The sequence below is a fragment of the Acinetobacter sp. V104_13 genome (assembly GCF_031798995.1).
Taxonomy (GTDB): domain Bacteria; phylum Pseudomonadota; class Gammaproteobacteria; order Pseudomonadales; family Moraxellaceae; genus Acinetobacter; species Acinetobacter pittii.
In genome coordinates this window covers 59494-82976 of the sequence record NZ_JAVQNP010000025.1, presented here as the reverse complement: position 1 = coordinate 82976, position 23483 = coordinate 59494, and the positions used below count along the sequence as shown (strand labels likewise).

At 38.8% G+C, this 23483-nt stretch carries 22 protein-coding genes; 16 read left to right on the top strand and 6 right to left on the bottom strand.

What is annotated here, in order from left to right:
* Positions 1-166: 166 nt before the first annotated feature.
* Entirely contained in the window at positions 167-1003 is an 837-nt protein-coding gene (locus RMB06_RS09955; protein WP_016145814.1) for a pyruvate, water dikinase regulatory protein, read from the bottom strand.
* Positions 1004-1150: 147 nt separating this feature from the next.
* Between RMB06_RS09955 and ppsA the strand changes: the two genes are divergently transcribed.
* The 12 genes from ppsA (at position 1151) to alr (ending at position 13569) form a co-directional block, all read left to right on the top strand.
* Entirely contained in the window at positions 1151-3538 is a 2388-nt protein-coding gene (gene ppsA / locus RMB06_RS09950) for a phosphoenolpyruvate synthase (protein WP_262447807.1), read from the top strand.
* 64 nt (positions 3539-3602) lie between these two features.
* Positions 3603-4358, top strand: a complete 756-nt coding sequence (locus tag RMB06_RS09945) for an RDD family protein (RefSeq protein ID WP_002119677.1) — start codon at positions 3603-3605, stop codon at positions 4356-4358.
* Between the two features lie 316 nt (positions 4359-4674).
* On the top strand, positions 4675-5727 hold the full coding sequence (gene cyoA, locus RMB06_RS09940) for a ubiquinol oxidase subunit II (protein WP_002119579.1): 1053 nt from the start codon (positions 4675-4677) through the stop codon (positions 5725-5727).
* 3 nt (positions 5728-5730) lie between these two features.
* Complete coding sequence (gene cyoB, locus RMB06_RS09935; RefSeq protein ID WP_311079303.1) at positions 5731-7722, top strand: cytochrome o ubiquinol oxidase subunit I; 1992 nt, start codon at positions 5731-5733, stop codon at positions 7720-7722.
* A gap of 4 nt (positions 7723-7726) precedes the next feature.
* Positions 7727-8347 carry a cytochrome o ubiquinol oxidase subunit III gene (gene cyoC / locus RMB06_RS09930; protein ID WP_016140562.1) on the top strand — a complete coding sequence of 207 codons (621 nt, stop codon included), beginning with the start codon at positions 7727-7729 and terminating at the stop codon, positions 8345-8347.
* A complete protein-coding gene (locus RMB06_RS09925) occupies positions 8347-8676 on the top strand; it encodes a cytochrome o ubiquinol oxidase subunit IV (protein ID WP_016140561.1) in 330 nt (109 codons plus the stop codon). The genes cyoC and RMB06_RS09925 overlap by 1 nt, the downstream gene beginning before the upstream one ends.
* Before the next feature lie 10 nt (positions 8677-8686).
* The gene (gene cyoE / locus RMB06_RS09920; RefSeq protein ID WP_014207135.1) at positions 8687-9565 is read left to right on the top strand and encodes a heme o synthase; all 879 of its coding nucleotides are present in this window, start codon (positions 8687-8689) and stop codon (positions 9563-9565) included.
* A gap of 180 nt (positions 9566-9745) precedes the next feature.
* On the top strand, positions 9746-10129 hold the full coding sequence (gene rpsF, locus RMB06_RS09915; RefSeq protein WP_002119610.1) for a 30S ribosomal protein S6: 384 nt from the start codon (positions 9746-9748) through the stop codon (positions 10127-10129).
* Between the two features lie 11 nt (positions 10130-10140).
* Positions 10141-10368 (top strand): 30S ribosomal protein S18, encoded by a 228-nt coding sequence (gene rpsR, locus RMB06_RS09910; RefSeq protein ID WP_000090661.1) that lies wholly within the window; start codon positions 10141-10143, stop codon positions 10366-10368.
* Positions 10369-10376: 8 nt separating this feature from the next.
* The gene (gene rplI, locus RMB06_RS09905; RefSeq protein WP_000382591.1) at positions 10377-10823 is read left to right on the top strand and encodes a 50S ribosomal protein L9; all 447 of its coding nucleotides are present in this window, start codon (positions 10377-10379) and stop codon (positions 10821-10823) included.
* A 197-nt stretch (positions 10824-11020) separates the two neighbouring features.
* Positions 11021-12466: a replicative DNA helicase gene (dnaB, locus tag RMB06_RS09900; RefSeq protein ID WP_002119718.1), complete on the top strand. Its 1446-nt coding sequence runs from the start codon at positions 11021-11023 to the stop codon at positions 12464-12466.
* 32 nt (positions 12467-12498) lie between these two features.
* Positions 12499-13569, top strand: coding sequence for an alanine racemase (alr, locus tag RMB06_RS09895; RefSeq protein ID WP_081404559.1), 1071 nt, complete (start codon positions 12499-12501; stop codon positions 13567-13569).
* A gap of 59 nt (positions 13570-13628) precedes the next feature.
* On the opposite strand, the gene RMB06_RS09890 is transcribed toward alr, so the two are convergent.
* The 4 genes from RMB06_RS09890 to RMB06_RS09875 are packed head-to-tail and all read right to left on the bottom strand — an operon-like array spanning position 13629 to position 17331.
* Positions 13629-14363 carry a proteasome-type protease gene (locus tag RMB06_RS09890; protein ID WP_311079298.1) on the bottom strand — a complete coding sequence of 245 codons (735 nt, stop codon included), beginning with the start codon at positions 14361-14363 and terminating at the stop codon, positions 13629-13631.
* Between the two features lie 16 nt (positions 14364-14379).
* On the bottom strand, positions 14380-15159 hold the full coding sequence (locus RMB06_RS09885) for a transglutaminase family protein (RefSeq protein WP_311079296.1): 780 nt from the start codon (positions 15157-15159) through the stop codon (positions 14380-14382).
* 2 nt (positions 15160-15161) lie between these two features.
* Positions 15162-15758, bottom strand: a complete 597-nt coding sequence (locus RMB06_RS09880; RefSeq protein WP_311079294.1) for an alpha-E domain-containing protein — start codon at positions 15756-15758, stop codon at positions 15162-15164.
* Positions 15759-15780: 22 nt separating this feature from the next.
* On the bottom strand, positions 15781-17331 hold the full coding sequence (locus tag RMB06_RS09875; protein WP_014207140.1) for a circularly permuted type 2 ATP-grasp protein: 1551 nt from the start codon (positions 17329-17331) through the stop codon (positions 15781-15783).
* Positions 17332-17556: 225 nt separating this feature from the next.
* Here RMB06_RS09875 and RMB06_RS09870 point away from each other — a divergent pair, with 225 nt between their 5' ends.
* Positions 17557-18564, top strand: coding sequence for a YafY family protein (locus tag RMB06_RS09870; RefSeq protein WP_017385459.1), 1008 nt, complete (start codon positions 17557-17559; stop codon positions 18562-18564).
* Between the two features lie 376 nt (positions 18565-18940).
* Here RMB06_RS09870 and mnmG read toward each other — a convergent pair whose 3' ends face one another.
* Positions 18941-20821, bottom strand: coding sequence for a tRNA uridine-5-carboxymethylaminomethyl(34) synthesis enzyme MnmG (gene mnmG / locus RMB06_RS09865; protein ID WP_311079292.1), 1881 nt, complete (start codon positions 20819-20821; stop codon positions 18941-18943).
* A gap of 232 nt (positions 20822-21053) precedes the next feature.
* Here mnmG and RMB06_RS09860 point away from each other — a divergent pair, with 232 nt between their 5' ends.
* From RMB06_RS09860 to RMB06_RS09850, 3 genes are all read left to right on the top strand, one after another.
* Positions 21054-21284, top strand: coding sequence for a hypothetical protein (locus RMB06_RS09860; RefSeq protein WP_000859008.1), 231 nt, complete (start codon positions 21054-21056; stop codon positions 21282-21284).
* A 154-nt stretch (positions 21285-21438) separates the two neighbouring features.
* The gene (prmA, locus tag RMB06_RS09855) at positions 21439-22344 is read left to right on the top strand and encodes a 50S ribosomal protein L11 methyltransferase (protein ID WP_311079288.1); all 906 of its coding nucleotides are present in this window, start codon (positions 21439-21441) and stop codon (positions 22342-22344) included.
* A gap of 12 nt (positions 22345-22356) precedes the next feature.
* Positions 22357-23202, top strand: coding sequence for a zinc-ribbon and DUF3426 domain-containing protein (locus RMB06_RS09850; protein ID WP_032035554.1), 846 nt, complete (start codon positions 22357-22359; stop codon positions 23200-23202).
* Positions 23203-23483: the final 281 nt, after the last annotated feature.

Below are 23483 nucleotides of genomic sequence, written 5' to 3'. Positions count from 1 at the left end.
GTTTCAAAATAACTACGGGCTTATAACCAATAAAAACTATTTAATAATATTTAGTTTTATATATAAAACTTTAATTTTTGTCTGTGATATATATTAAAAAAACCATTCAATTTATCTATAAATTAATATACAAAAATTGAATGGTTAAAATAAACAATTGATTAAATTAACCAATACGACGTTTTAATCCCGTCATTTGTAAAATACGAGTTGAAATCTCTTCAATCGACATTTCGGTCACATTTAAATATTTAATGCCTTCTGAAATATAAATCCCTTCAATTGCTCTTAGCTCCATTTGGCATTGGCTAAAACTTGCATAACGGCTATTCGCTTTACGTTCACTACGAATTGCGACCAAACGCTCAGCATCAATCATCAAACCAAATAACTTATTACGATGAGCTCTTAATACTGCTGGTAACCGGTTATCATCTAAATCTTCTTCAGTTAATGGGTAGTTCGCAACACGAATACCGAATTGAAGAGATAAGTAAATAGAAGTCGGTGTTTTACCTGAACGGGAAACTCCAATTAAGATTAAATCCGCTTTATCGTAATGACGAGTACGTGCCCCATCATCATTATCAAGCGCAAAATGAACAGCATCGATACGGGCTTTATAATATTCAGAATCGGTTACCGCATGAGTCTGCCCGACCAATGTTGTTGGTGGTGTTCCAAGCTCTTGTTCAAGTTTACTAATTAAACCTTCAAACACATCCAGATTAACCGCTTTAGCCGTATTAATAATCTCTCGCACATGCGGATCGACTAAAGTATCAAATACTAAAGGTAGGCAACCATCTTTGGTTTGGCATCGATTAATCTCAACCACCACATCCATTGCCGCCTCTTCAGTTGTAATATACGGCATGATGTGAATATCAAAATCTACATTGGGAAATTGTGCTAATAACGAATGTCCAAGAGTCTCGGCAGTAATTGCAGTTCCATCAGAAATAAAAAAAACACTCCGCTTAAATTGTTTACTTTCTGACATTAAAATTCTCCTTAAACATTTGTCTTAGTGCTATATAATCTTTATAGTAAACTGATCTTACATGACTGTCGCTTAGTATAATTCTCAACTAAGCACTTTATTTTTATAATTTCATGCCAAGATAGACATTAATACTGCAAAAGTGGAGTGAAAACTTTGGAAGCGCGCGTAATCGGTCTAGAAAAATTAGGGAAACACGATGTCGAACTCGTAGGTGGGAAAAACTCATCTTTGGGTGAAATGATCAGCCATTTATCAAATGCTGGTGTATCGGTACCTGGTGGCTTTGCAACTACTGCTGCTGCCTATCGTGAGTTCTTAGACCAAAGTGGTCTTAACGCTCGAATTCAAGCAGAACTTGCTCAACTCAACGTCGATGACGTAAATGCTCTTGCAGAAACAGGCGCTAAAATTCGTCAATGGATTGTAGAGACTCCACTCACTGCAACCTTAGAACAAGAAATTCGCGCCGCTTTTACAGCACTTTCTAACGGCAACCCTGATATCGCGGTTGCCGTTCGTTCATCTGCAACTGCTGAAGATTTACCAGATGCTTCTTTCGCGGGTCAACAAGAAACTTTCTTGAATATTCGCGGTATTGATAACGTACTTATTGCGATTAAAGAAGTATTTGCTTCTTTATATAATGACCGTGCAATTTCTTACCGTGTGCATCAAGGTTTTGATCATGACATCGTTGCACTTTCAGCGGGTGTTCAGCGTATGGTTCGTTCTGAAACTGGCGCTGCGGGTGTAATGTTTACACTTGATACAGAATCTGGTTTCCGTGATGTTGTATTTATCACTGCCTCTTACGGTTTAGGTGAAATGGTTGTACAAGGTGCCGTTAACCCAGATGAGTTTTACTTATCTAAACCATTATTAAATGCAGGAAGACATTCTGTTTTACGTCGCAACCTTGGCTCTAAACACCAAAAAATGATTTATGGTGAAGAAGGTTCTGCGGGTAAATCTGTTGTTGTTGTTGATGTTGAAAAACAAGACCGTCAACAATTCGCTTTAAATGACCATGAGTTACAAGAGTTAGCTAAACAAGCGCTTATCATTGAGCAGCATTACGGTGCGCCAATGGACATCGAATGGGCAAAAGACGGCGATGACGGTCAAATTTATATTGTTCAAGCTCGTCCTGAAACTGTAAAAAGCCGCCAAAATGTAGGCACTATGGAACGCTACCTTCTCAAACAGAGAGGTACTGTTCTTTGTGAAGGTCGTTCAATTGGTCAACGTATTGGTTCTGGTAAAGTCCGTATTGTTAACTCAATTAAAGAAATGGACAAAGTTCAAGAAGGCGACGTTCTTGTATCAGATATGACCGATCCTGACTGGGAACCGGTAATGAAACGTGCTGCTGCAATTATCACTAACCGTGGTGGTCGTACATGTCATGCAGCAATTATTGCACGTGAACTTGGTGTACCAGCGATTGTAGGTTGTGGTAACGCAACAGAAGTATTAACTGATGGTCAGGAAGTAACTGTTTCTTGTGCTGAAGGTGATACAGGTTTCATTTACGAAGGTGCTTTAGATTTTGAAGTTCAACGCAACTCAATCGAATCTATGCCTAAGCTTTCGTTCAAAATTATGATGAACGTAGGTAACCCTGACCGTGCATTTGACTTTGCTCAAATTCCAAACGAAGGTATTGGCCTTGCTCGTCTTGAGTTCATCATTAACCGCATGATCGGTGTGCACCCTAAAGCCTTACTCAATATTGATAGCCTACCTCGTGAAACTCGTGCTGCGGTTTTAACTCGTACCGCAGGTTATGCATCACCTGTAGATTTCTATGTTGAAAAATTGGTTGAAGGTATTGCAACTCTTGCTGCTGCATTTGGTGACAAGCCAGTTATCGTTCGTATGTCTGACTTCAAGTCAAACGAATACGCAAACTTAATTGGTGGTAAGTTATACGAGCCTGAAGAAGAAAACCCGATGCTCGGTTTCCGTGGTGCAAGCCGTTATGTATCTGATAACTTCCGTGATTGTTTCGAATTAGAATGTCGCGCACTTAAGAAAGTTCGTGATGAAATGGGTCTAACCAATATTCAAATCATGATTCCTTTTGTACGCACAGTATCTGAAGCGAAACGTGTTATTGAATTACTTACACAAAATGGCTTAAAACGTGGTGAGAACGGCTTAAAAGTAATCATGATGTGTGAATTACCAACTAACGCTCTGTTAGCTGAACAATTCTTAGAGCACTTCGATGGTTTCTCTATTGGTTCTAATGACTTAACTCAGTTAACGTTAGGCCTTGACCGTGACTCAGGTATTGTTTCACACTTATTTGATGAACGTGATGCAGCTGTTAAAGCTCTTCTTTCAATGGCAATCCATGCCTGCCGTAAAGCAGGTAAATATGTAGGTATCTGTGGTCAAGGTCCTTCAGACCATCCAGATCTTGCAAAATGGTTAATGGAACAAGGTATTGAATCTGTCTCTCTTAACCCAGACTCAGTTTTAGATACATGGTTCTTCCTTGCTGAAGAAAAAATCAAGCAAATCTAATATGTTATAAAAAAAGGCCCATCCGTGGGTCTTTTTTCATCTTTAGAATAGAGAATTTTTATTTATGCAAATTTACTTGGCACGTAATAATCAACAAGCTGGGCCTTATACTTTAGAACAAGTAAATCAAATGTTGGCTAGCCAACAAATTTTGTTAACTGATTTAGCTTGGCATGAAGGCATGACAGAATGGAAAGCTTTAGGAGAATTAACCCAAGGTAAACTTGTATATCAACCTATCGGTTATTCTGTACCTACAATAAATACGAATACATCAACTAATGAAACTATTCGTCAAATTCGTGTAGAACCTAAAGTTCATGAACTTGCGTCTATTCCGGCTCGGGCTTTAGCAAAAATTATTGATTTATTGCTTTGGTTACCGATCGCTGCAATTCCTTCTTTTTTCTTTAATGAAGCTCAATATAAGCAATTATTCGAGTTACAAAAACAGATGCAATCTGCCGAAGTCGCATCGACTAAAGCTGCAGAATTGCAACAGCAACTTTTTACTTTAATTCCAATAGAAGCTTGGCATTCAATGCTTCTTTACGTCGTAATTATGCTTGCAATTCAAGCCGTTCTTTTAACAAAGTTTGGTCAGAGTATAGGTAAGAAAATCGTTGGAATTAAAATTGTAGATGCTGAGGACAATAGCAAGGTTAATTTAACTCGCATCTTCTTATTAAGAAGTATTGTTTTTATCATATTAAACTTACTGTTTATGCCGATCAGTACAATTATTGACTATGCTTTTGCATTAGGACAAAAGCGACAAGCTTTACATGACAAAATTGCAAGAACAAAAGTGATCAAATGATAGTAAATGACTCATTCATTTAATGTCTAAAAAAAGAGGAGGCACCCTGCCTCCTTTTTTCTATAGGGAGTTGATATTTAAATAAAAGCTCTATTGAAATTAGATACCCTACAAAAAAAATCGGGTTTTAAAACAATTATTTCAGCCTACTTTATGTATAGCTTAGTTTGTCGATATGAGGCATAATGCCCTACAACGTAGCGGTGTCATATAATTGAGAAGTCTAAATTTAAGGATTAGCGTTCTCAATCATGCGACACTTTAATCGCTATCCCATATTTAATTAGGGAATGGGACTCTTCACCGAGGTTGTAAAATGAGACAAACGATTTTAGCTGTATTGTCTTTATCAACGCTTGCCGCACTTTTGACTGGGTGTGGTGGTGATATGGTACTTCTAAACTCTAAAGGTCCAGTTGGTCAAGGTCAAAGTGACCTTATGATGACTGCGATCTATTTAATGTTACTTGTGGTGATTCCTTCAATCATCATGGCATTATGGTTTGGTTGGAAATATCGCGCGTCAAATAAAGATGCAGACTATAAACCTACATGGGCACACTCAACTGCAATTGAAGTTGTAGTATGGGGTATCCCTGTCATTATTATTGGTATTTTAGCTTGGTTAACTTGGTGGGGTTCCCACAAGTATGACCCATACCGTCCTTTAGAATCAGATAAAGCACCTTTAACTATTCAAGTTATTGCTGAACAGTTTAAGTGGATCTTTATTTATCCTGAACAAAACATTGCAACAGTTAACGAAGTACGTTTCCCTGAAAAAACTCCGTTAAGCTTTAAAATCACTTCTAACTTTACAATGAACTCATTCTTCATTCCACAGTTAGGCGGCCAGATTTATGCAATGGCAGGTATGCAAACTCACCTTCATTTGTTAGCAAATGAAACTGGTGTATATCGTGGTTTCTCTTCTAACTACTCAGGTTACGGTTTCTCTCAAATGCGTTTCAAGGCGCATAGTGTTACAGAGCAACAATTCAACGAATGGGTAGCAGCGGTTAAAGCAGGTAATGGTTCAACCATTAACCCAGAAGCAGTTCAAAAAACTACGCTTGACCAAGCTGAATTGGCAACCTTACGTGATGGTAACCGTTCTAAGCATCAGATCGAGCATTTAGTAAATCGTGCTAAAGCTGCTGGTGATGAAAAAGCAGTTGCTGAAGCTGAAGCTATGAAACCGTTCCCGACTAAGCCACACCCTGTGACTTATTACTCTACTGTTGAGCCTAAATTGTTTGAAACAATTATCAACCACTATATGAGTAACTATCATGGTGTTGACCACTCTGCTGAACACGCAACAGCTGACACTCATGCTGCAGCTGAACACGCTGCTCAAGGGGAATAAGACATGGATATGATTTTTGGTAAACTGGGTTGGGACTCTATCCCGACAGAGCCAATCGTACTTGTCACCATGGTCCTTATGGCAATTGGTGCAATTGCAGTGCTTGGCGGTATCACCTATTTCAAAAAATGGGGATATTTGTGGAATGAGTGGTTTATTACGGTAGACCATAAAAAGATTGGTATCATGTATATCATCGTATCTGTTGTCATGCTTCTGCGTGGTTTCGCCGATGCGATCATGATGCGTTTACAACTTTTCCTCGCTAAAGGCGGCGGCGAAGGTTATCTACATCCTGACCACTACGACCAGATCTTCACCGCACACGGTGTAATCATGATCTTCTTCGTAGCAATGGGTCTCGTTGTAGGTATGATGAACATCTCTGTACCTTTACAGATTGGTGCTCGTGACGTTGCTTTCCCATTATTGAACTCTTTAAGCTTCTGGTTATTCGCTGGTGCTGCTGGTTTGATGATGCTTTCACTTGTATTAGGTGAATTTGCTGCGACTGGTTGGATGGCTTACCCTCCTCTATCTGGCATTCAATATTCTCCTGGTGTAGGTGTCGACTACTATATCTGGGCACTTCAGGTTTCTGGTCTAGGTACGCTTTTATCTGGTGTTAACTTCTTCGTTACCATCATCAAAATGCGTGCACCTGGCATGAAATTAATGGACATGCCTATTTTCACGTGGACTTCACTTTGTACGGCTGTATTAATCATTGCATCATTCCCTGTATTAACAGGTACACTTGCAATGCTTACTCTAGACCGTTACTTCGGCTTCCATTTCTTCACAAATGAGCTTGGCGGTAGCCCAATGCTTTATGTGAACTTGATCTGGACATGGGGTCACCCTGAAGTATATATCTTGGTATTACCAGCATTTGGTCTATACTCAGAAATCGTTGCAACCTTCTCTCGTAAAGCGTTGTTCGGTTACAAGTCTATGGTGTATGCAACTATCGCGATTACTGTTCTTGCGTTTGTTGTATGGCTTCACCACTTCTTCACCATGGGTGCTGGTGCGAACGTTAACGCGTTCTTCGGTATCATGACCATGGTTATTGCGATTCCTACTGGTGTGAAAATCTTCTCTTGGTTATTCACCATGTATAAAGGTCGCATCACCTTTACTACTCCAATGTTATGGACGCTTGGCTTCCTTGTAACATTCGGTATCGGTGGTTTAACTGGTGTACTTATGGCGGTTCCACCTGCGGACTTCTTGGTACACAACTCATTATTCTTGATCGCTCACTTCCATAACGTAATTATCGGTGGTGTGGTGTTTGGTATGTTTGCCGGCATCATTTACTACTGGCCAAAAATGTTTGGTTGGAAGCTCAACGAAGCATGGGGTAAAGCTGCGTTCTGGTTCTGGTTCTTCGGTTTCTATTTTGCATTCATGCCACTTTATATCCTTGGTTTCATGGGTATGACTCGTCGTTTGAATACATATGACAACCCTGAATGGGATCCGTACCTTGCGATTGCATTATTTGGTGCTGTCCTTGTTGCGATTGGTATTGCATGTTTCTTAATGCAAATCATCGTTGGCTTCTTACAACGTAAAGACAACATGGACCTTACTGGCGATCCATGGGATGCTCGTACGCTTGAATGGGCGACCTCTTCCCCTGCTCCGTTCTATAACTTTGCGCATGAACCAGATGCAAGCGGTATCGACCGTTTCTGGACTGACAAAGAAAATGGTGTAGCATACGCACGTAACACTACATATGAAGACATCCACATGCCGACTGATCGTGCTGCTGGTTTTGTCATTGCAATGTTCATTACTCTTCTTGGCTTTGCACTCATCTGGCATATTTGGTGGCTCGTTGTTGTTTCATTCGTTGCAGCTGTTGTTAGCTTGATCGTAAGCTCATTCACTAAGAATGTTGATTACTACGTTCCTGCTGCTGAAGTTGAGCGTATTGAAAACGAACGCTATGCTTTACTTGAAAAACACTTGAAGAAGGACTAAGGAAATGGCTGAAGTACTTCATCACGACAACCACGGCCATGACGGTCATCATGAACATGATGATACTGATTTAACGGTTTTTGGTTTCTGGACATACTTGATGAGTGACTTGATTCTTTTCGGATCACTCTTCATTGCGTTCGCTGTATTAAGCAGTCATGTTCCAGCAGGGACTCCAAGTGCATATGACCTATTCCATGAATCATTAGGCTACGTGTTAACTGAAACATTTGCCTTATTGATTTCATCGGTAACTTTCGGTTTTGCTGTACTTGCATCTTATAAAAAGAATGTAAATCAAGTTATTACTTGGTTATTTATTACATTCCTTTTTGGTGCGACCTTCATCGGTATGGAACTCTATGAATTCCATCACCTTGTAGAAGAAGGTCATGGTCCTACTCACAGTGCATTCTTATCATCGTTCTTTACTTTGGTTGGTACACACGGTATCCACGTAACTTCTGGTTTAGTGTGGATGCTAGTATTAATGTATCAAATCAAAACTAAAGGTTTGACTTTACCGAATACACGTCGTCTTGCTTGCTTAAGCTTGTTCTGGCACTTCCTTGACATCGTTTGGATCTGTGTATTCAGCGTCGTTTACTTACTGGGAGTTCTCTAATGAGTAGTCATGAGCATAATGCTGCTGGTGCGTCACACGGTAATTTTAAGCAATACACTGTTGGATTTATCCTTTCTGTTATCCTCACCATCATCCCGTTTGGGATGGTGATGATGGGTGGTTTCAGTCGTGGTCTTTTAGTTACTGTGATTGCGATCACTGCGGTTGCTCAGGTTCTTGTACAACTTGTGTACTTCTTACACATGAATACATCATCTGAACAACGTTGGAATATGATTGCATTCATCTACACAATCCTATGTATCGCTGTACTTTTAATCGGTTCTGTGTGGATTATGAATTACCTTCACTACAATATGATGATCTAAACTGATTGTCATGTTGAGAAAATATCTATTCCTGACTAAACCAGGAATTCTCTTCGGTAATTTCATTACCACCTTGGGCGGCTTTTTCTTAGCCGCCCAAGGCTCTATAGACATCTTATTATTACTCCTCACCCTACTTGGAACAACTTTAGTTGTGGCTTCAGGTTGTGTGGTTAATAATGTTATAGATCAAGATATTGATACAAAGATGCAGCGCACTCAAAACCGTGCACTTGTTAAAAAAACAATCTCTCCTACTGTTGCGCTGATATATGCATTAGTGCTTGGAATAATTGGTTTTAGCATTTTGTGGTTCGGTGTAAATGGTTATGCATTTTTGTTTGCAATGATTGGTTTTATTGTCTATGTCGGTTTTTATAGCTTGTGGACCAAACGTACTTCAATCCATCAAACCGTCATTGGTAGTATCTCCGGAGCGAGCCCTCCTGTTATTGGTTATACAGCAGTAACTCATCAATTTGATGTGGCAGCCTTGCTTTTGTTTTTAGCATACGCTTTATGGCAAATGCCTCACTCTTGGGCAATTGCAATTTATCGTTTTGATGATTACAAAAATGCGGGAATTCCAATTTTGCCTGTAGCACGTTCTATTTATCGTACGAAAATTGAATGTGTAATATATATCCTATTATTTGCAGCTGTTTTGAATGGGTTATATTGTTTTGGCTATACCAATGTATTCTTTTTAATTACCTTTAATGCTTTGACTGCATATTGGTTATATTTATCAGTTATTGGATTTAAAGCCGAAAATGATCAATTGTGGGCTAAACGTTTTTTCCTGTACTCGGTCATATTAATTACCCTGTTAAGTTTGAGCTTTAGCTTTACCTATCAATCCCCTGCTCCAAATCTTCCTCTCTTTTAAACAAGAGAGGATTCCTCTTTATAGTAAAGAAGTTTTACTTTTCTGATCAAAAGATTTGTTTTTAGTCGAACTTTTACCTATAATTCAGCCTTCGCAAATTTTGCGACATAACTTATTAAGTTATGACTCCTTGCTTCTAATTTTTTTATTAGGGGCTGTTTAAACCGTAAGGAGCTGACAATGCGTCATTACGAAATCGTACTTTTGGTACACCCAGACCAAAGCGATCAAGTTGTAGGTATGGTTGAACGCTATATCTCTCAGATCAAAGAAGCTGAAGGTCAAATTCACCGTTTAGAAGATTGGGGCCGTCGTCAATTGGCTTACCCAATTAACAAAATTCACAAAGCGCACTACATTCTTATGAATGTTGAATGTGGTCAAACTACGCTTGATGAGTTAGAAGAATTATTCCGTTATAACGACGCGATCATTCGTAACCTTATCATCCGTCGTGAACACGCAATCACTGAAGAGTCATTGCTTGCTAAGAGTGCTGAAGAAAAGCGTGCGCGTAAAGCTCAACGCGAAGAAGCACAGCAAGTTGCTCAAGAAGCTGAATAAGGAGAACATCAATGGCACGTTTTTACCGTCGTCGCAAGTTCTGCCGCTTTACAGCTGAGAATGTTGCGTACATCGACTACAAAGATATCGACACTTTAAAACAGTACATCACTGAAAACGGCAAGATTGTTCCTAGCCGTATCACTGGTACTAAAGCTCGTTATCAACGTCAATTAGCACTTGCTATCAAACAAGCTCGCTATTTGTCTTTGATTCCGTACACTGACAACCATAAGTGAGGTGATCTGTGGACGTTATCTTATTACAACGCATTAAGAACCTTGGTAAATTAGGCGATAAAGTATCAGTTAAAGCTGGTTACGGCCGTAACTTCCTTATCCCTCAAGGTAAAGCAGTTGCAGCTACTGAAGCTAACACTGCTGCTTTTGAAGCTCGTCGTGCTGAACTTGAGAAGCAAGAAGCTGAAGTTTTAGCTGCTGCTCAAGCACGTGCTGAACAATTGAATGAAGTTAACATCGTTATCACTGCTAAAGCTGGTGACGAAGGTAAACTCTTCGGTTCTATCGGTACTCGTGACATCGCTGACGCATTAACGAATGCTGGTCTTACAGTTGACCGTGCAGAAGTTCGTTTACCAAATGGCGCGCTTCGTCACACTGGTGAATTCAACATCGCAATCCAATTGCACCATGATGTTGTTGCAGAAGTTCTCGTTACTATCGTATCTGAGTAATTTCTCATCAAAAAAAGAGCATGCTTTTGCATGCTCTTTTTTTATGTTTCAAATTTTAAAATAAGATATATTAATTCCTGATCAGTTCTTCAGTTTAATTGGTTTTTTAATTAGGTAGTTTATTTAATTTTGTTTTAAGATAGTTCTCGGCTTTACAGCCTCTTTGTGTACACCTTTCTTTATCATCAGGTCTAATTATGTCTCAGGCGAATGCCACTTCTTTAGCGCTTTCATCTCCAACAGAAAATAAAACGAGTGAATCAGGCCAACTTAAAGAGTTTCGCACTCCCCCACACAATTTAGCTATTGAACAGGCTGTTCTAGCAGCCCTGATGACAGTTGCCGAATCTTTCGAACAAGTTAACGATGTACTCAAAGAAAATGATTTTTACGCGACTCGCCATAAATATATTTTTCGTGCAATCGAGAAATTAGCACAAGAAAACTCACCCTATGATGCTGTCTTAGTAAGTGACTGGCTCTTAAAACAAAATTTACTTGATGCTATCGGTGGCGAAGAATATTTAATGCAGCTCATGGCTGACTCACCTTCAAGTTTCTATAACTTAGAAACTTATGCCACTAAAATTAAAGAATTTTCTACGCTTCGTAGCATGATTAAAGTTAGTACTGAAATTTTACAAAATGCTTATGACACGAAAGGCCGCGGTGTTAGTGAAATTTTAGACTTAGCTGAAACAAGTATTTTCTCATTAGCAGAACAGCACAATAACAATAAAAAAGATGCTGGTCCTAAATCTATTAGTTCTGTTACCGCAGACGTAATTAGTAAGCTTGATGAGCTTTCAAAATTAGATGGCAATATTACAGGTTTAACGACAGGCTTCTTAGAACTTGATAACAAAACATCTGGTATGCAACCTGGTGACTTAATTATTGTTGCTGCACGTCCATCGATGGGTAAAACTACTTTTGCCATGAATCTGGTTGAGAGTGTTTTGCAATATAATAAGTTACCTGCTCTGGTCTTTTCAATGGAGATGCCAGCAGACTCGATTGCGATGCGTCTTATTTCCGCAATGGGTAAAGTCCATCAAGGACATTTACGTTCGGGGAATTTAGATGCAGATGAATGGACCAAGGTGACTGGTACAATTTTGCAGCTTCAGCAAATGCATTTGTATATTGATGACTCATCAGCCCTACCTCCAACTGAACTTCGTGCCCGTGCTCGTCGTGTTGCCAAAATGCATGATGGTAAAATCGGTTGTATCATGGTCGATTACTTGCAGCTCATGAAAGTCCCAGGCATGGGGGATAACCGTGTAGGCGAGATCTCGGAAATTTCACGTAGCTTAAAAGCATTAGCGAAAGAGATGCAATGTCCTGTTATTGCACTTTCCCAGCTTAACCGAAGTCTGGAAAACCGTCCAAACAAACGCCCTGTAATGTCCGACTTACGTGAATCCGGTGCGATCGAGCAGGATGCCGACTTAATTATGTTTATTTACCGTGATGAGGTTTATAACAAAGAGTCAAAAGAAGCCGGCACTGCAGAAATTATTATTGGTAAGCAGCGTAACGGTCCAATTGGTTCAGTTCGTCTTGCTTTTGAAGGTCAATATACTCGATTTAGTAATCTCTCTCCTGAGTATTACAGCCAATATGATGATGAAGAATAAGCTCTATCTCTAGCCCAAAGGAGTAAATGAGGGTGCGCCAAGCAACAGTTTATATTGACCGCAATGCACTTCAATATAACTTAAACCGTGTCAAACAACTCGCAACAAATTCAAAAATTGTAAGTATGGTAAAAGCCAATGCTTATGGACATGGAATCAAAGACTGTTTAGCAGCCTTAAATGCATCAGATGCCTTTGGTGTCGCCTGCCTACAAGAAGGTTTAGAAATTCGTGAATTAGGATTTCAGCAGCCTGTTACTTTAATTGAAGGGGTATTTTGTGAAGATGAAATGCCAATTGCAATTAAACAAAAATTTGAATGTGTCATTCACCATCAACAACAGTTTGAATGGTTGATTAAACACAAACAAGCGTACATCGATCAAGGTTTAAAAGTCTGGGTTAAACTTAATAGTGGGATGAACCGGTTAGGTTTTAAAAATCCAGAAATTATTGAAGTTATTAAGACTTTAAAATCTGAAGGATTTACTTGTGTACTTGCAATGCATTTCGCAAATGCAGATGTAGACCATCCACTTAACGAGCAACAAAAACAACAATTTCTACAAGTTAAACAAGCTTGTGATCCAGTTTTAGCTTCTTGCTGTAACTCTGCTGCTATTTATAAATGGCCAGAGTTACATTTTGATTATGTTCGTCCGGGTATCATGCTTTACGGCGCCTCGCCTTTTGCAGATCAAACAGTTCATGATCTTGACTTAAAACCAGTGATGACTTTTTCAGCAGAAGTGATTGCACTCAATCATATTCAAACTAATGAACATGTCGGTTATGGATCAACTTTCTGCGCTACGCAAGCAATGGATATCGCGATTGTTTCTATAGGTTACGGTGATGGTTATCCACGAGCTTATATTAAACAAAACTATGTCGCTATCGATAAACAACCCTGTGCGGTTGTAGGGCGAGTGAGTATGGATATGATTGCAATCGACGTGACAGGCATGCAAGTAAAATTAGGCACTCCTGTTGAACTCTGGGGTCCGCATCGCTTAGTTGATGATGTTGCGGATGCAAACGGAACGATAGGATATGAATTACTCTGTCGATTAAGCAATCGCCCCACTCGTAAAAGCACTTAAATAATAAAATATAAAAAAATCCAAGCATGCTTGGATTTTTTTATGTAAAAATTCAAAATTTATCGCCAGTAATCATCTGTAGGCTTTGGCATTTCCTGTAATCCCCGACGAAGAGTATCTGACCATTGTTTACTAATCTGTGAGAAATAAGGATCATCTTCAGTTATTCGTTTTCCCATAGGGATAACAAAGCTATCTTTAATGTATACCAATGCATCAAGTGGTAAGCCAACCGAAACATTTGAACGCAAAGTCGAATCAAAAGAAATCAGGCTACAACGTAATGCGTCGTCTAGTGGCATTGCATAATATAAAGCTCGATCCAGAATAGGCTTTCCATATTTACTTTCACCTATTTGGAAATAAGGTGTATCTGTAGTTGCGCAAATGAAATTGCCTTGTGGATAAACATTATAAAGTTGCATGTCACCACCCTTAATCTGCCCACCAACCAAAATACTACAGGCATAATTCATTTGTTCTTGGGTATCCGAACTAATATCCTCTAAAACAGTTTTTAAGGTTTTACCAATTAGTTCAGCCGCCTCAAACATCGTATTAACACTATATAAACTAGGCTCTTGCTGCAAAGTCAGGGCATTTTGTAAATGACCTATAACAGCTTGCGTTGTTGCTAAGTTACCTGCAGTTTGCAAGGCAATAAAACGTTCTCCGGTAACGCCGAAAGTATGCAGTTTTCGGAACACAGAAATATGGTCAACTCCTGCATTGGTTCTTGTGTCACTAATAAACACTAAACCTTGTTCCAATCTTAACGCACAACAATAGGTCATTTCATTCTCTTTACATTCAACATGCCAACACTTGAACCACAGACATCATGTTCTCAACTCCACCTTGCTCTCTTACGCCACGAATAGGTGCCACATCGAGATAGTCACGTCCTACTGCAAGGTAGATATGATGTTTGGGTGTAAACAACTGATTGCTTACATCAAAACAATACCACTGATTTTCTAAAAATACCTCCGCCCAAGCGTGACTGGCCAGGTGCGGATAGTTTTGGTCAAATAGATAACCAGAGACATAACGTGCAGGTAATTGTAGCGCACGACACATCGCAATTAAAATGTGAGCATGATCTTGGCATACACCTTGACCCGCATGAAATGCTTCAATCGCAGTTGTCTGAACCGAAGTACTCTCAGGCTGATAAAGTATTTTGTGCAAGATATATTCGCTTAATAACGCAATATGCTGTCGGTCCTTGACCACTACAATATGTTTGGCAAAGTCCAACATTTCCGAATCACATCGAGTTGCACCTGTCATCTGCAAAAACAAATTGGTAGGTGTAGAGAGATTTACACAACCTAGTTCTACATTTTGAAGCTCAACAATTCCTTGGGCCATAAATGTAAGATGTTGGTATGGATAACGCTGACTAGCCGTCATCCATACATTGTTAAATATATCTCTCTTTATTGTTTTATCACCCGGCACGCTAATTGCCCAATTCATAACATGTTGGTGAGGCGATGTTTGAGGCATCATTTTAATATACTGAATGCTGTTCCGAGCAGTTTCAGTATAGCTATAATGCGTTTGATGATTAACCATCAATTTCATAATCAGCCCTCAAACATATTTTCCAACTGCTGTGTAAAAGTATAGTAAGCGTCCCACGTAAGTTGCTGCTTTAGTGCTTGCCAATTTTCATCTATATTTTCCCACTTCAAATTAGCGAGCTGTTGCACCACAATATCTAGCTCTGATATGAGAACAGATAAATCTTCTCCAAAACGCAGTTCTATATCAAATTGCTCTATTTTTTGGCCTAAATACAAAAATAAACGAACATCTTCATGTTCCGCTTCTAGTATTTGTGTGCATTGTTCGACCACTTTACTCAATGCATCAGGTTGAGCTTGAAGCGTATTAATCACATTATTTAATTCTGCATAAGCATGTGATGACAAAATACCTCTTAGTTCCTGAATATTATCTTTAGCAATAATGAGCTGGTTCAGTAATGAAAATGTTTGCTTCTTGTCTAACATATAGTGATTTAGTAATTCAGCATTTTCTATGACCAAACCAAATGCTGTTGCAAATCTTGTTGCTTTCTCATCTTCTGTAAAGGGTAAATGAGAGGCTGCAAATTTAACTCGCATCAAATATCGACCCAACCAATATATTTGATGCGCACTCGAATTGAGTAAAACCATAAAGTTCCTCTTTAACCCACAATCAGGAATGTAATGTTTCAACAACCCATGTATCTTTTATACCGCCACCTTGAGACGAATTTACAACTAAAGAACCCGCCTGCATGGCCACACGTGTTAAGCCTCCAGGCACAATCTCTGTACGATAAGGTGAACTCAATACAAATGGACGCAAGTCAATATGACGTTCCGCTACTCCGCCTGTTGTTAAAGTTGGAGCGACAGATAAAGCCAAGGTAGGCTGTGCAATATACATATGAGGCATCGCAATCAATTTTTTTCTAAACTCATCAATTTCGCATGAGCTTGCTTTAGGTCCAATCAACATACCGTATCCGCCCGAACCTTGTGCTTCCTTAACGACTAATTGATCAAGATTAGAGAGTACGTAATCTAAGTGTTCTTCTTTACGGCACTGATAAGTGGGTACATTTTTTAGGATTGGTGTCTCATCCAAATAATATTGAATCATTTGATCTACATAAGGATAGATTGATTTATCATCAGCCACGCCTGTTCCAGGTGCATTTGCAATTACCACATTTTTCTGCAAATAAGCAGACATAAGACCTGCTACGCCTAAAGCACTGTCTGGTCGAAATGCTAAAGGATCTAGAAAATCGTCATCTAAACGGCGGTAAATTACGTCTACTTTTTGACGCCCACGAATAGTTTTGACAAATACTTGATCATTTTCTACAAATAAATCTCGATTTGTAACCAATGGCACATCCATTTCACGTGCTAGAAAAGCGTGCTCATAATAAGCACTATTAAAACGCCCTGGTGTTAACACCACAATAAAAGGTTGATCTGCAGAAGAATTTTCTTGCAATATTTCTTTTAAAAGTTTTGGATAATGCTCAATCCCCTGTAAATTATTAGCTGTACATAGCTCAGGCATTAATTTCTGGCTAATATTTCGGCTCTCAATCATATAAGACACCCCAGAAGGTGTTCTCAAATTGTCTTCTAATACAAAAAACTCCCCTTCACCATCACGGATAATATCGATCCCACTAATTTGTGAATAAATTTTTCCTTTTAAAGAATGTTTAAGCATATGGGGTTGAAAAGCATCATTTCCCATAATTTGTTCTTCGGGAATGATTTGTTCTTTTAAAATATGTTGTCCATGATAAATATCATCTAGGAAATAATTTAATGCTTTAACACGCTGTGCACAGCCTGAGGCAATTTTTTCCCATTGTTTTTTCTCGATTACTCTTGGAATTAAATCAAAAGGAATAGTGCGCTCCGTTCCTTCTTTATCGCCATAAACATTAAAAGTAATCCCATGATAAAGAAAATGCTGTTTTGCTTGGGTATTTAACTCCTTTAACTCATCTAAAGTACGGATGCTCAACCATTGTTCAATTTTTTTAGAAGCTGCACCATTTGATGTTACATCATCAAGCATCTCATTAAAGAACTGTGATTTGAGTTGCTCAAAGAGATTGGTTTGCACAGAAATATGTTCTAAAAAAGAGGTTGGGTTAATGAGTGCTGTTGTTGTCTGCTCTTGTATAAAAAAATCATTATCTAGATGTAATTCATGCTCTTGTTCTGACATAACCACCTCGTCTTATCATTTATCTATATTTCATTTTTAAATAAGCAATTTCAGTGCCACTTATATATCTGTAATACTTGTACGGCATCATTGTTATAACTTTCTTCTAAATCTTATCATCGTTTGCCCAATGGGCTATAAACTGAATCTGACAAACTTGCTAAATCTGTAAAGATTTTTTATTGTGTTGACACCAAAGCAATTGGATATAGATGTATTACGCTTATGTCTGTAATAGAAAAAGAAACTTCGAATAGTTTATATCGCCAATGGCAGATCTTGTCTCGCCTACCGACCGGTAAATGGATCGGGACTCGAGAATTGCAAGAAATGCTTGAGCGTGAAGGTATTGATATTAGTTTAAGGACTATTCAGCGTGACTTAAATCAAATTGCTCAACGTTTTCCGATAGAGAGCAATAAAGCCGTACCTCAAGGCTGGCGGTGGCAATCCGATGCACCTATTCAAAGCTTACCTCACATGACAAGTTCTCAAGCGGTAACCTTTATGATGGTTGAGGAGCACCTTAAGCATCTCCTTCCTCCGAGCCTGCTTGATGAGATGGGACCATGGTTCGATTTGGCCAAACGTAGTCTCTCTACACAAAATAATGTGAGACAGTGGATTAACCGTGTACGTATTGTTCCGGCAAGTCAACCTCTTATTCCACCTGTAGTGGATCGTGCCGCTCAGCAGGCAATTTATGAAGGTCTACTACAAGACAAACAGATTGAGTGTGTTTATCGGGCACGGGTCAATCAGGGTGAAGACAGAACTTATGTTTTAAATCCTTTGGCTTTGGTACAAAAAGGTGCAGTCATTTATTTAATTTGCACACGACATGACAAAACTGAAGTACAAACATTTGCTCTGCACCGTTTTAAATCAGCAAAAGTATTAGACAGCCGAGCACTGCATCCAGTTAATTTTGATATTGATCATTATATTGATTCAGGGGCCTTAGGCTTTAGAGTGGACTATAATCAACCAACTGAATCAATTCAGCTCACCTTAACCATGACGGAACAAACTGCGAAAACTTTTTATGAAAGTCAGTTGAGTAAAGACCAAACGATTACTCCGCTTGAAGAAAATATTGTAGAAGTTTCAGCGACTGTACCTTTTACATCTCAACTAGTATGGTGGCTACGTAGTTTTGGTAAGAAATTACTGCATATTGAGCCAGTACAAGTACATAATGCTGTACGTGAAATTGAAACTGATAGTAAGTAGATATAAAAAAGAGAACCATAAGGTTCTCTTTAGATTTTGAATTATAATTTTCTTAATTTTATATTGTTCTTATTTTTTTACTGTTTTCAGATCAATGTGTTCTCCCCCATCAAAACTGATCTGCCCTTTCTTTTGCGCTATTTTGAACATGAGCATTGGCATGCCATTTCATATCCATTGTAGCGAATTGATTTCATTGTCATGATTAAAGCCCTCTTGTTTGAACGTGAATTCAATATAACTGGCGACTTAAAATATGTGAAATAAGAAAAAAAGGAAGCAAAATCTCTTTTCTTCCTTAGGAAATTTCCATATATTTTTTGAACAGAAAATAAAAAAGCCCAGTCTTAACTGGGCTTTTTGTACATTTAAATGATTAAGCTGTTTTCTTAATCATATTGTTTTTACGAATTGTGATCATTACAAGCTGAACTGCTGCTGGTGTAACACCAGGAATACGGCTTGCTTGAGCTAAAGTTTCTGGAAGAACTGTTTTTAACTTCTGCGTGATTTCGCGTGATAAGCCTGACACTACATCATAGTCAAAATCGGCAGGAATTTTGGTTTCTTCAAGACGCTTTAATTGAGCAACATCTTCGTGCTGACGGTTAATGTAACCTTCATATTTCACAGCAATTTCAATTTGCTCACCCACTTGTTCTGAAACTTCAGAACCAGTAAGTTCAGCAATTTGACCGAAGGTGATATTAGGGCGCTTAAGCAAATCAATCGCACTACATTCCTTGCTCAAATCAGCACCCGTCATTTCAACGAATTTTTTACCCATAGGGTTATTTGGTGCTGCCCATAAATGTTGTAAACGAGAGGTTTCACGCTCAACCGCTTCCATTTTTTCGCAATAAGCAGCCCAACGTACATCATCAACCAAACCAAGTTCACGACCGATAGAAGTTAAGCGCTGATCCGCATTATCTTCACGTAACATCAAACGATATTCAGCACGTGAGGTAAACATACGGTACGGTTCTTTAGTACCTAACGTAATGAGGTCATCAACCAACACACCCATGTAAGCTTGGTCACGTTTAGGCGTCCATTCTTCTTGCTCCCACGCACGGCGTGCAGCATTTAAACCTGCAAGTAAACCTTGAGCACCAGCTTCTTCGTAACCTGTTGTACCATTAATTTGACCAGCGAAATACAAGCCATTAATCGCTTTAGTTTCGAGGGTAAATTTCAAAGCTTGCGGGTTGAAATAATCATATTCAATTGCATAGCCTGGACGTAAGATATGAGCGTTTTCCATACCACGGATTGAACGTACAAGCTCGAACTGAACATCAAACGGTAAAGAAGTCGAAATACCGTTTGGATAAAGCTCATGTGTATCTAGACCTTCTGGTTCCAAGAATACTTGATGTGAGTCTTTATCAGCGAAACGATGAATCTTATCTTCGATTGATGGACAGTAACGCGGACCTACACCTTCAATAACACCAGTGTACATTGGTGAACGGTCTAAACCACCACGAATAATATCGTGGGTTTTTTCATTTGTATGAGTGATATAACAGTTTACTTGTTCAGGATGCATAGAAGCATCACCCATGAATGACATCACTGGAGATGGGAAATCACCCGGCTGCGGAATCATGACTGAAAAATCAACTGACCGTGCATCAATACGTGGCGGAGTACCAGTTTTTAAACGTCCCACTGGTAATTTTAATTCACGTAAACGTTGAGCAAGTGCAATAGAAGGAGGATCCCCCGCACGGCCACCGCTTGATTTTTCTAAACCAACGTGGATTACACCACCCAAGAATGTACCTGTAGTCAACACAACAGTTTTAGCATCAAAGCGAATACCCATTTGGGTAACAACACCTTTAACGGTATCGTCTTCAACAATCAGGTCATCAGCTGCTTGCTGGAAAATGTCAAGATTTGCTTGATTTTCCAAAGTATCACGAATGGCAGCTTTGTAACGAACACGGTCAGCTTGAGCACGTGTTGCACGCACAGCTGCACCTTTACGCGAATTTAAAATACGGAACTGAATACCACCTTTATCGGCAGCCAGAGCCATTGCACCGCCAAGTGCATCAATTTCACGTACTAAGTGAGACTTACCAATACCACCAATTGCTGGGTTACAACTCATTTGGCCCAAAGTCTCAATGTTATGGGTCAAAAGCAAAGTCTGTCGTCCCATACGCGCAGCAGCAAGGGCCGCTTCCGTACCTGCGTGACCGCCACCGATAACGATAACATCATAAACTTTAGGATAGTGCATGAGTACAAAAACACCAGAAAAAAAAGACGGAACATTATAGCAAAATTATCTGCTTATTGATGTACATAATTACAAAATTGTCTTCACATAATTTACGCTATGCCACATGATTTGACATTTTGTTTCATGAATTCAATACAAAGTGAATGTTTTTAAAATTAATTCATCTTAGAATAAAAAATGTACAGCACTTCTATGACTTTAAAATTAACGCAACGAGAAGGAATACAAAATGAAAACGACCATGTTAAAAATCTTAACTGCATCTCTAATTTGTTTTTCAGGCGTAACTTTTACCCATGCTGCTGACACGAGCAAAGCCGAAACGCAAAAACAAATTCGAGTCTGTGCAAAAAAACAGCAAGGTGAATGGGTTTCATACAATCACAACGGTGTAACCTTTAACGGTACTTGCCAACCAAACGAAAATGGCAAGTTACAATTTAAGGCCCCTGCTCCTTAATCTGTTTTGACATAGGTATAGAAGAAGTCATTTATTTTCCGCTATATCTCATCAGTATTTTCAAAGACGGTCCATTAAAGATGGGCCGCTTTCTTTTTTAAAATGGTCTAGTCCGCTACAATACGCCTTTAAATAAAATTTTTAGGTCCTTTTCGTGAAGTGGTTACAAATACACATTACCGTTGATCAAGAACAAGTTGAGTTCACAGAAACACTTTTAATGTCTCTAGGTGCGGTAAGCGTAACGCTGGATGATGCTGAAGATCAGGCTTTACTTGAACCATTACCGGGTGAAACACCTTTATGGAACAAAGTTATTGTGACAGGCATCTATCAACAAGACGAACAAGACCCAATTGATGTCGACACTTTAGAAGCTTTCTTAAAAGCTCAACTTCCAGATGTTCCTATGCGTCATGAAGAACTTGAAGATCAAGTGTGGGAACGCGCATGGATGGACTACTATGAGCCAATTCAGATTGGGGAAAAGTTCTGGATCGTACCTGAATGGCTAGAGCCACCAGAAGCAGATGCAACTAACATTAAGTTAGATCCAGGTCTTGCATTTGGTACAGGTAATCACGCAAGTACTTTCCTATGCTTACAATGGCTGGGTAAAACTGACGTTAAAGATAAAATCGTGATTGATTATGGCTGTGGTTCAGGCATTTTAGGCGTAGCGGCTTTATTACTAGGCGCTAAAAAAGTATATGCCACAGATATTGATCCTCAAGCTGTTTTAGCAACTAAACAAAATGCAGAGCTCAATGGTGTATTAGATCGACTATATGTAGGTCTTCCTGAAGAGTTTGATCAAGAATTCAAACCTAAACAAGCCGATGTTTTAGTTGCAAACATTTTAGCAGGACCTTTAATGATACTTGCACCTGAATTTGCAAATTTAATCAAATCTGAGGGCGAGTTCGCACTTGCTGGTGTGATTGAAGAGCAAGTTACTGATGTTTCACGTGTTTATTCTGAATTTTTTGATATATTAGATGTCGAAAAGCGCGAAGAAAACTGGTGTCGCATTTCAGGAAAACGTAAAACAATAAATTGAGATTTTTAACTCATGAATGAAAAACAAACCCGCTGCCCTAAGTGTTTAACAGTTTATAAAGTATCTCTTACTCAATTAACTGTCGCTCAGGGTATGGTTTGTTGCCCTAAATGTAATTCAAGCTTTAATGCCTTAACCCATCTAATCAATATTGAACAGCCAGTTATGGTCAACTCAACGACGCTAGCTAATGGTTCAATGCAGACAAGATATATGACGCATTCTCACGTATTAGATATCTTTGACCAAAAAGTAGAAAACTCTAATATTGATCTTTTAACTTACCTCAACAACTTAAATTACTTTCACAACGAACCTATTAATGCTCTACCAAACCTTAATTTAGCTGAGCAGGCATCACCACAAGAACAAGACAACAATAAAAAGCATAGTTGGCTTTACTATACGCTCTGGAGCTCTGCCAACCTTATTTTAATTTTAGTCTTTACTTTTCAAATCCTCTGGTTTAACCCTAAGCTCATGCATGCAAGCCCAACCGTTAGCCATGCATTTAATTACGTTTGCCAAATACTACACTGCAACAAATCAGCAGAACTTTATCAACTTATCTATATAGAAAAGTTAAAAGTCCGCAAGATTGATGCAAACCATACCCAGTTCTCAGGCATATTGCTCAACCAGAATGATAAAAGTATTGAGCTTCCTAACCTAAAGTTGATTTTTGCAACAGAGCCAGACAAAACAGAGGAAATCATATTAACTCCTCAACAATATCTAGTTGAAAACTTAAGGGGTATTCAACGTATTCCATCAAATACCCCTTTCCGATTCGAATTTGAGCTAAACAAAAGCAAAAAAAGGCTAGTAAATTATCGATTAGAAATTGTCCACCCCTAAAATGTAAAAAAAGTGAAAAAAAAATAAAAAAAAATGCAGTTAATTTGCTCACTTTTTCCTAGACAATGGTATGATACGCGCCACGAAAGCTTTGACTCATATACTCCTCGCTCTCAATCCAAAAAAAATACTGTTAAGCATGTGTGCTTTTCTACTTTAAGCGCATAGCCTAACTTTTTTTGTTTTTGAGGGGGCTGTAACAAATATTTAATTATTGTTACGCTTATTTTTTATTCAATACGAAGAAATATGGCAAGCTAATTGTTCTTATGTTTTAGAGT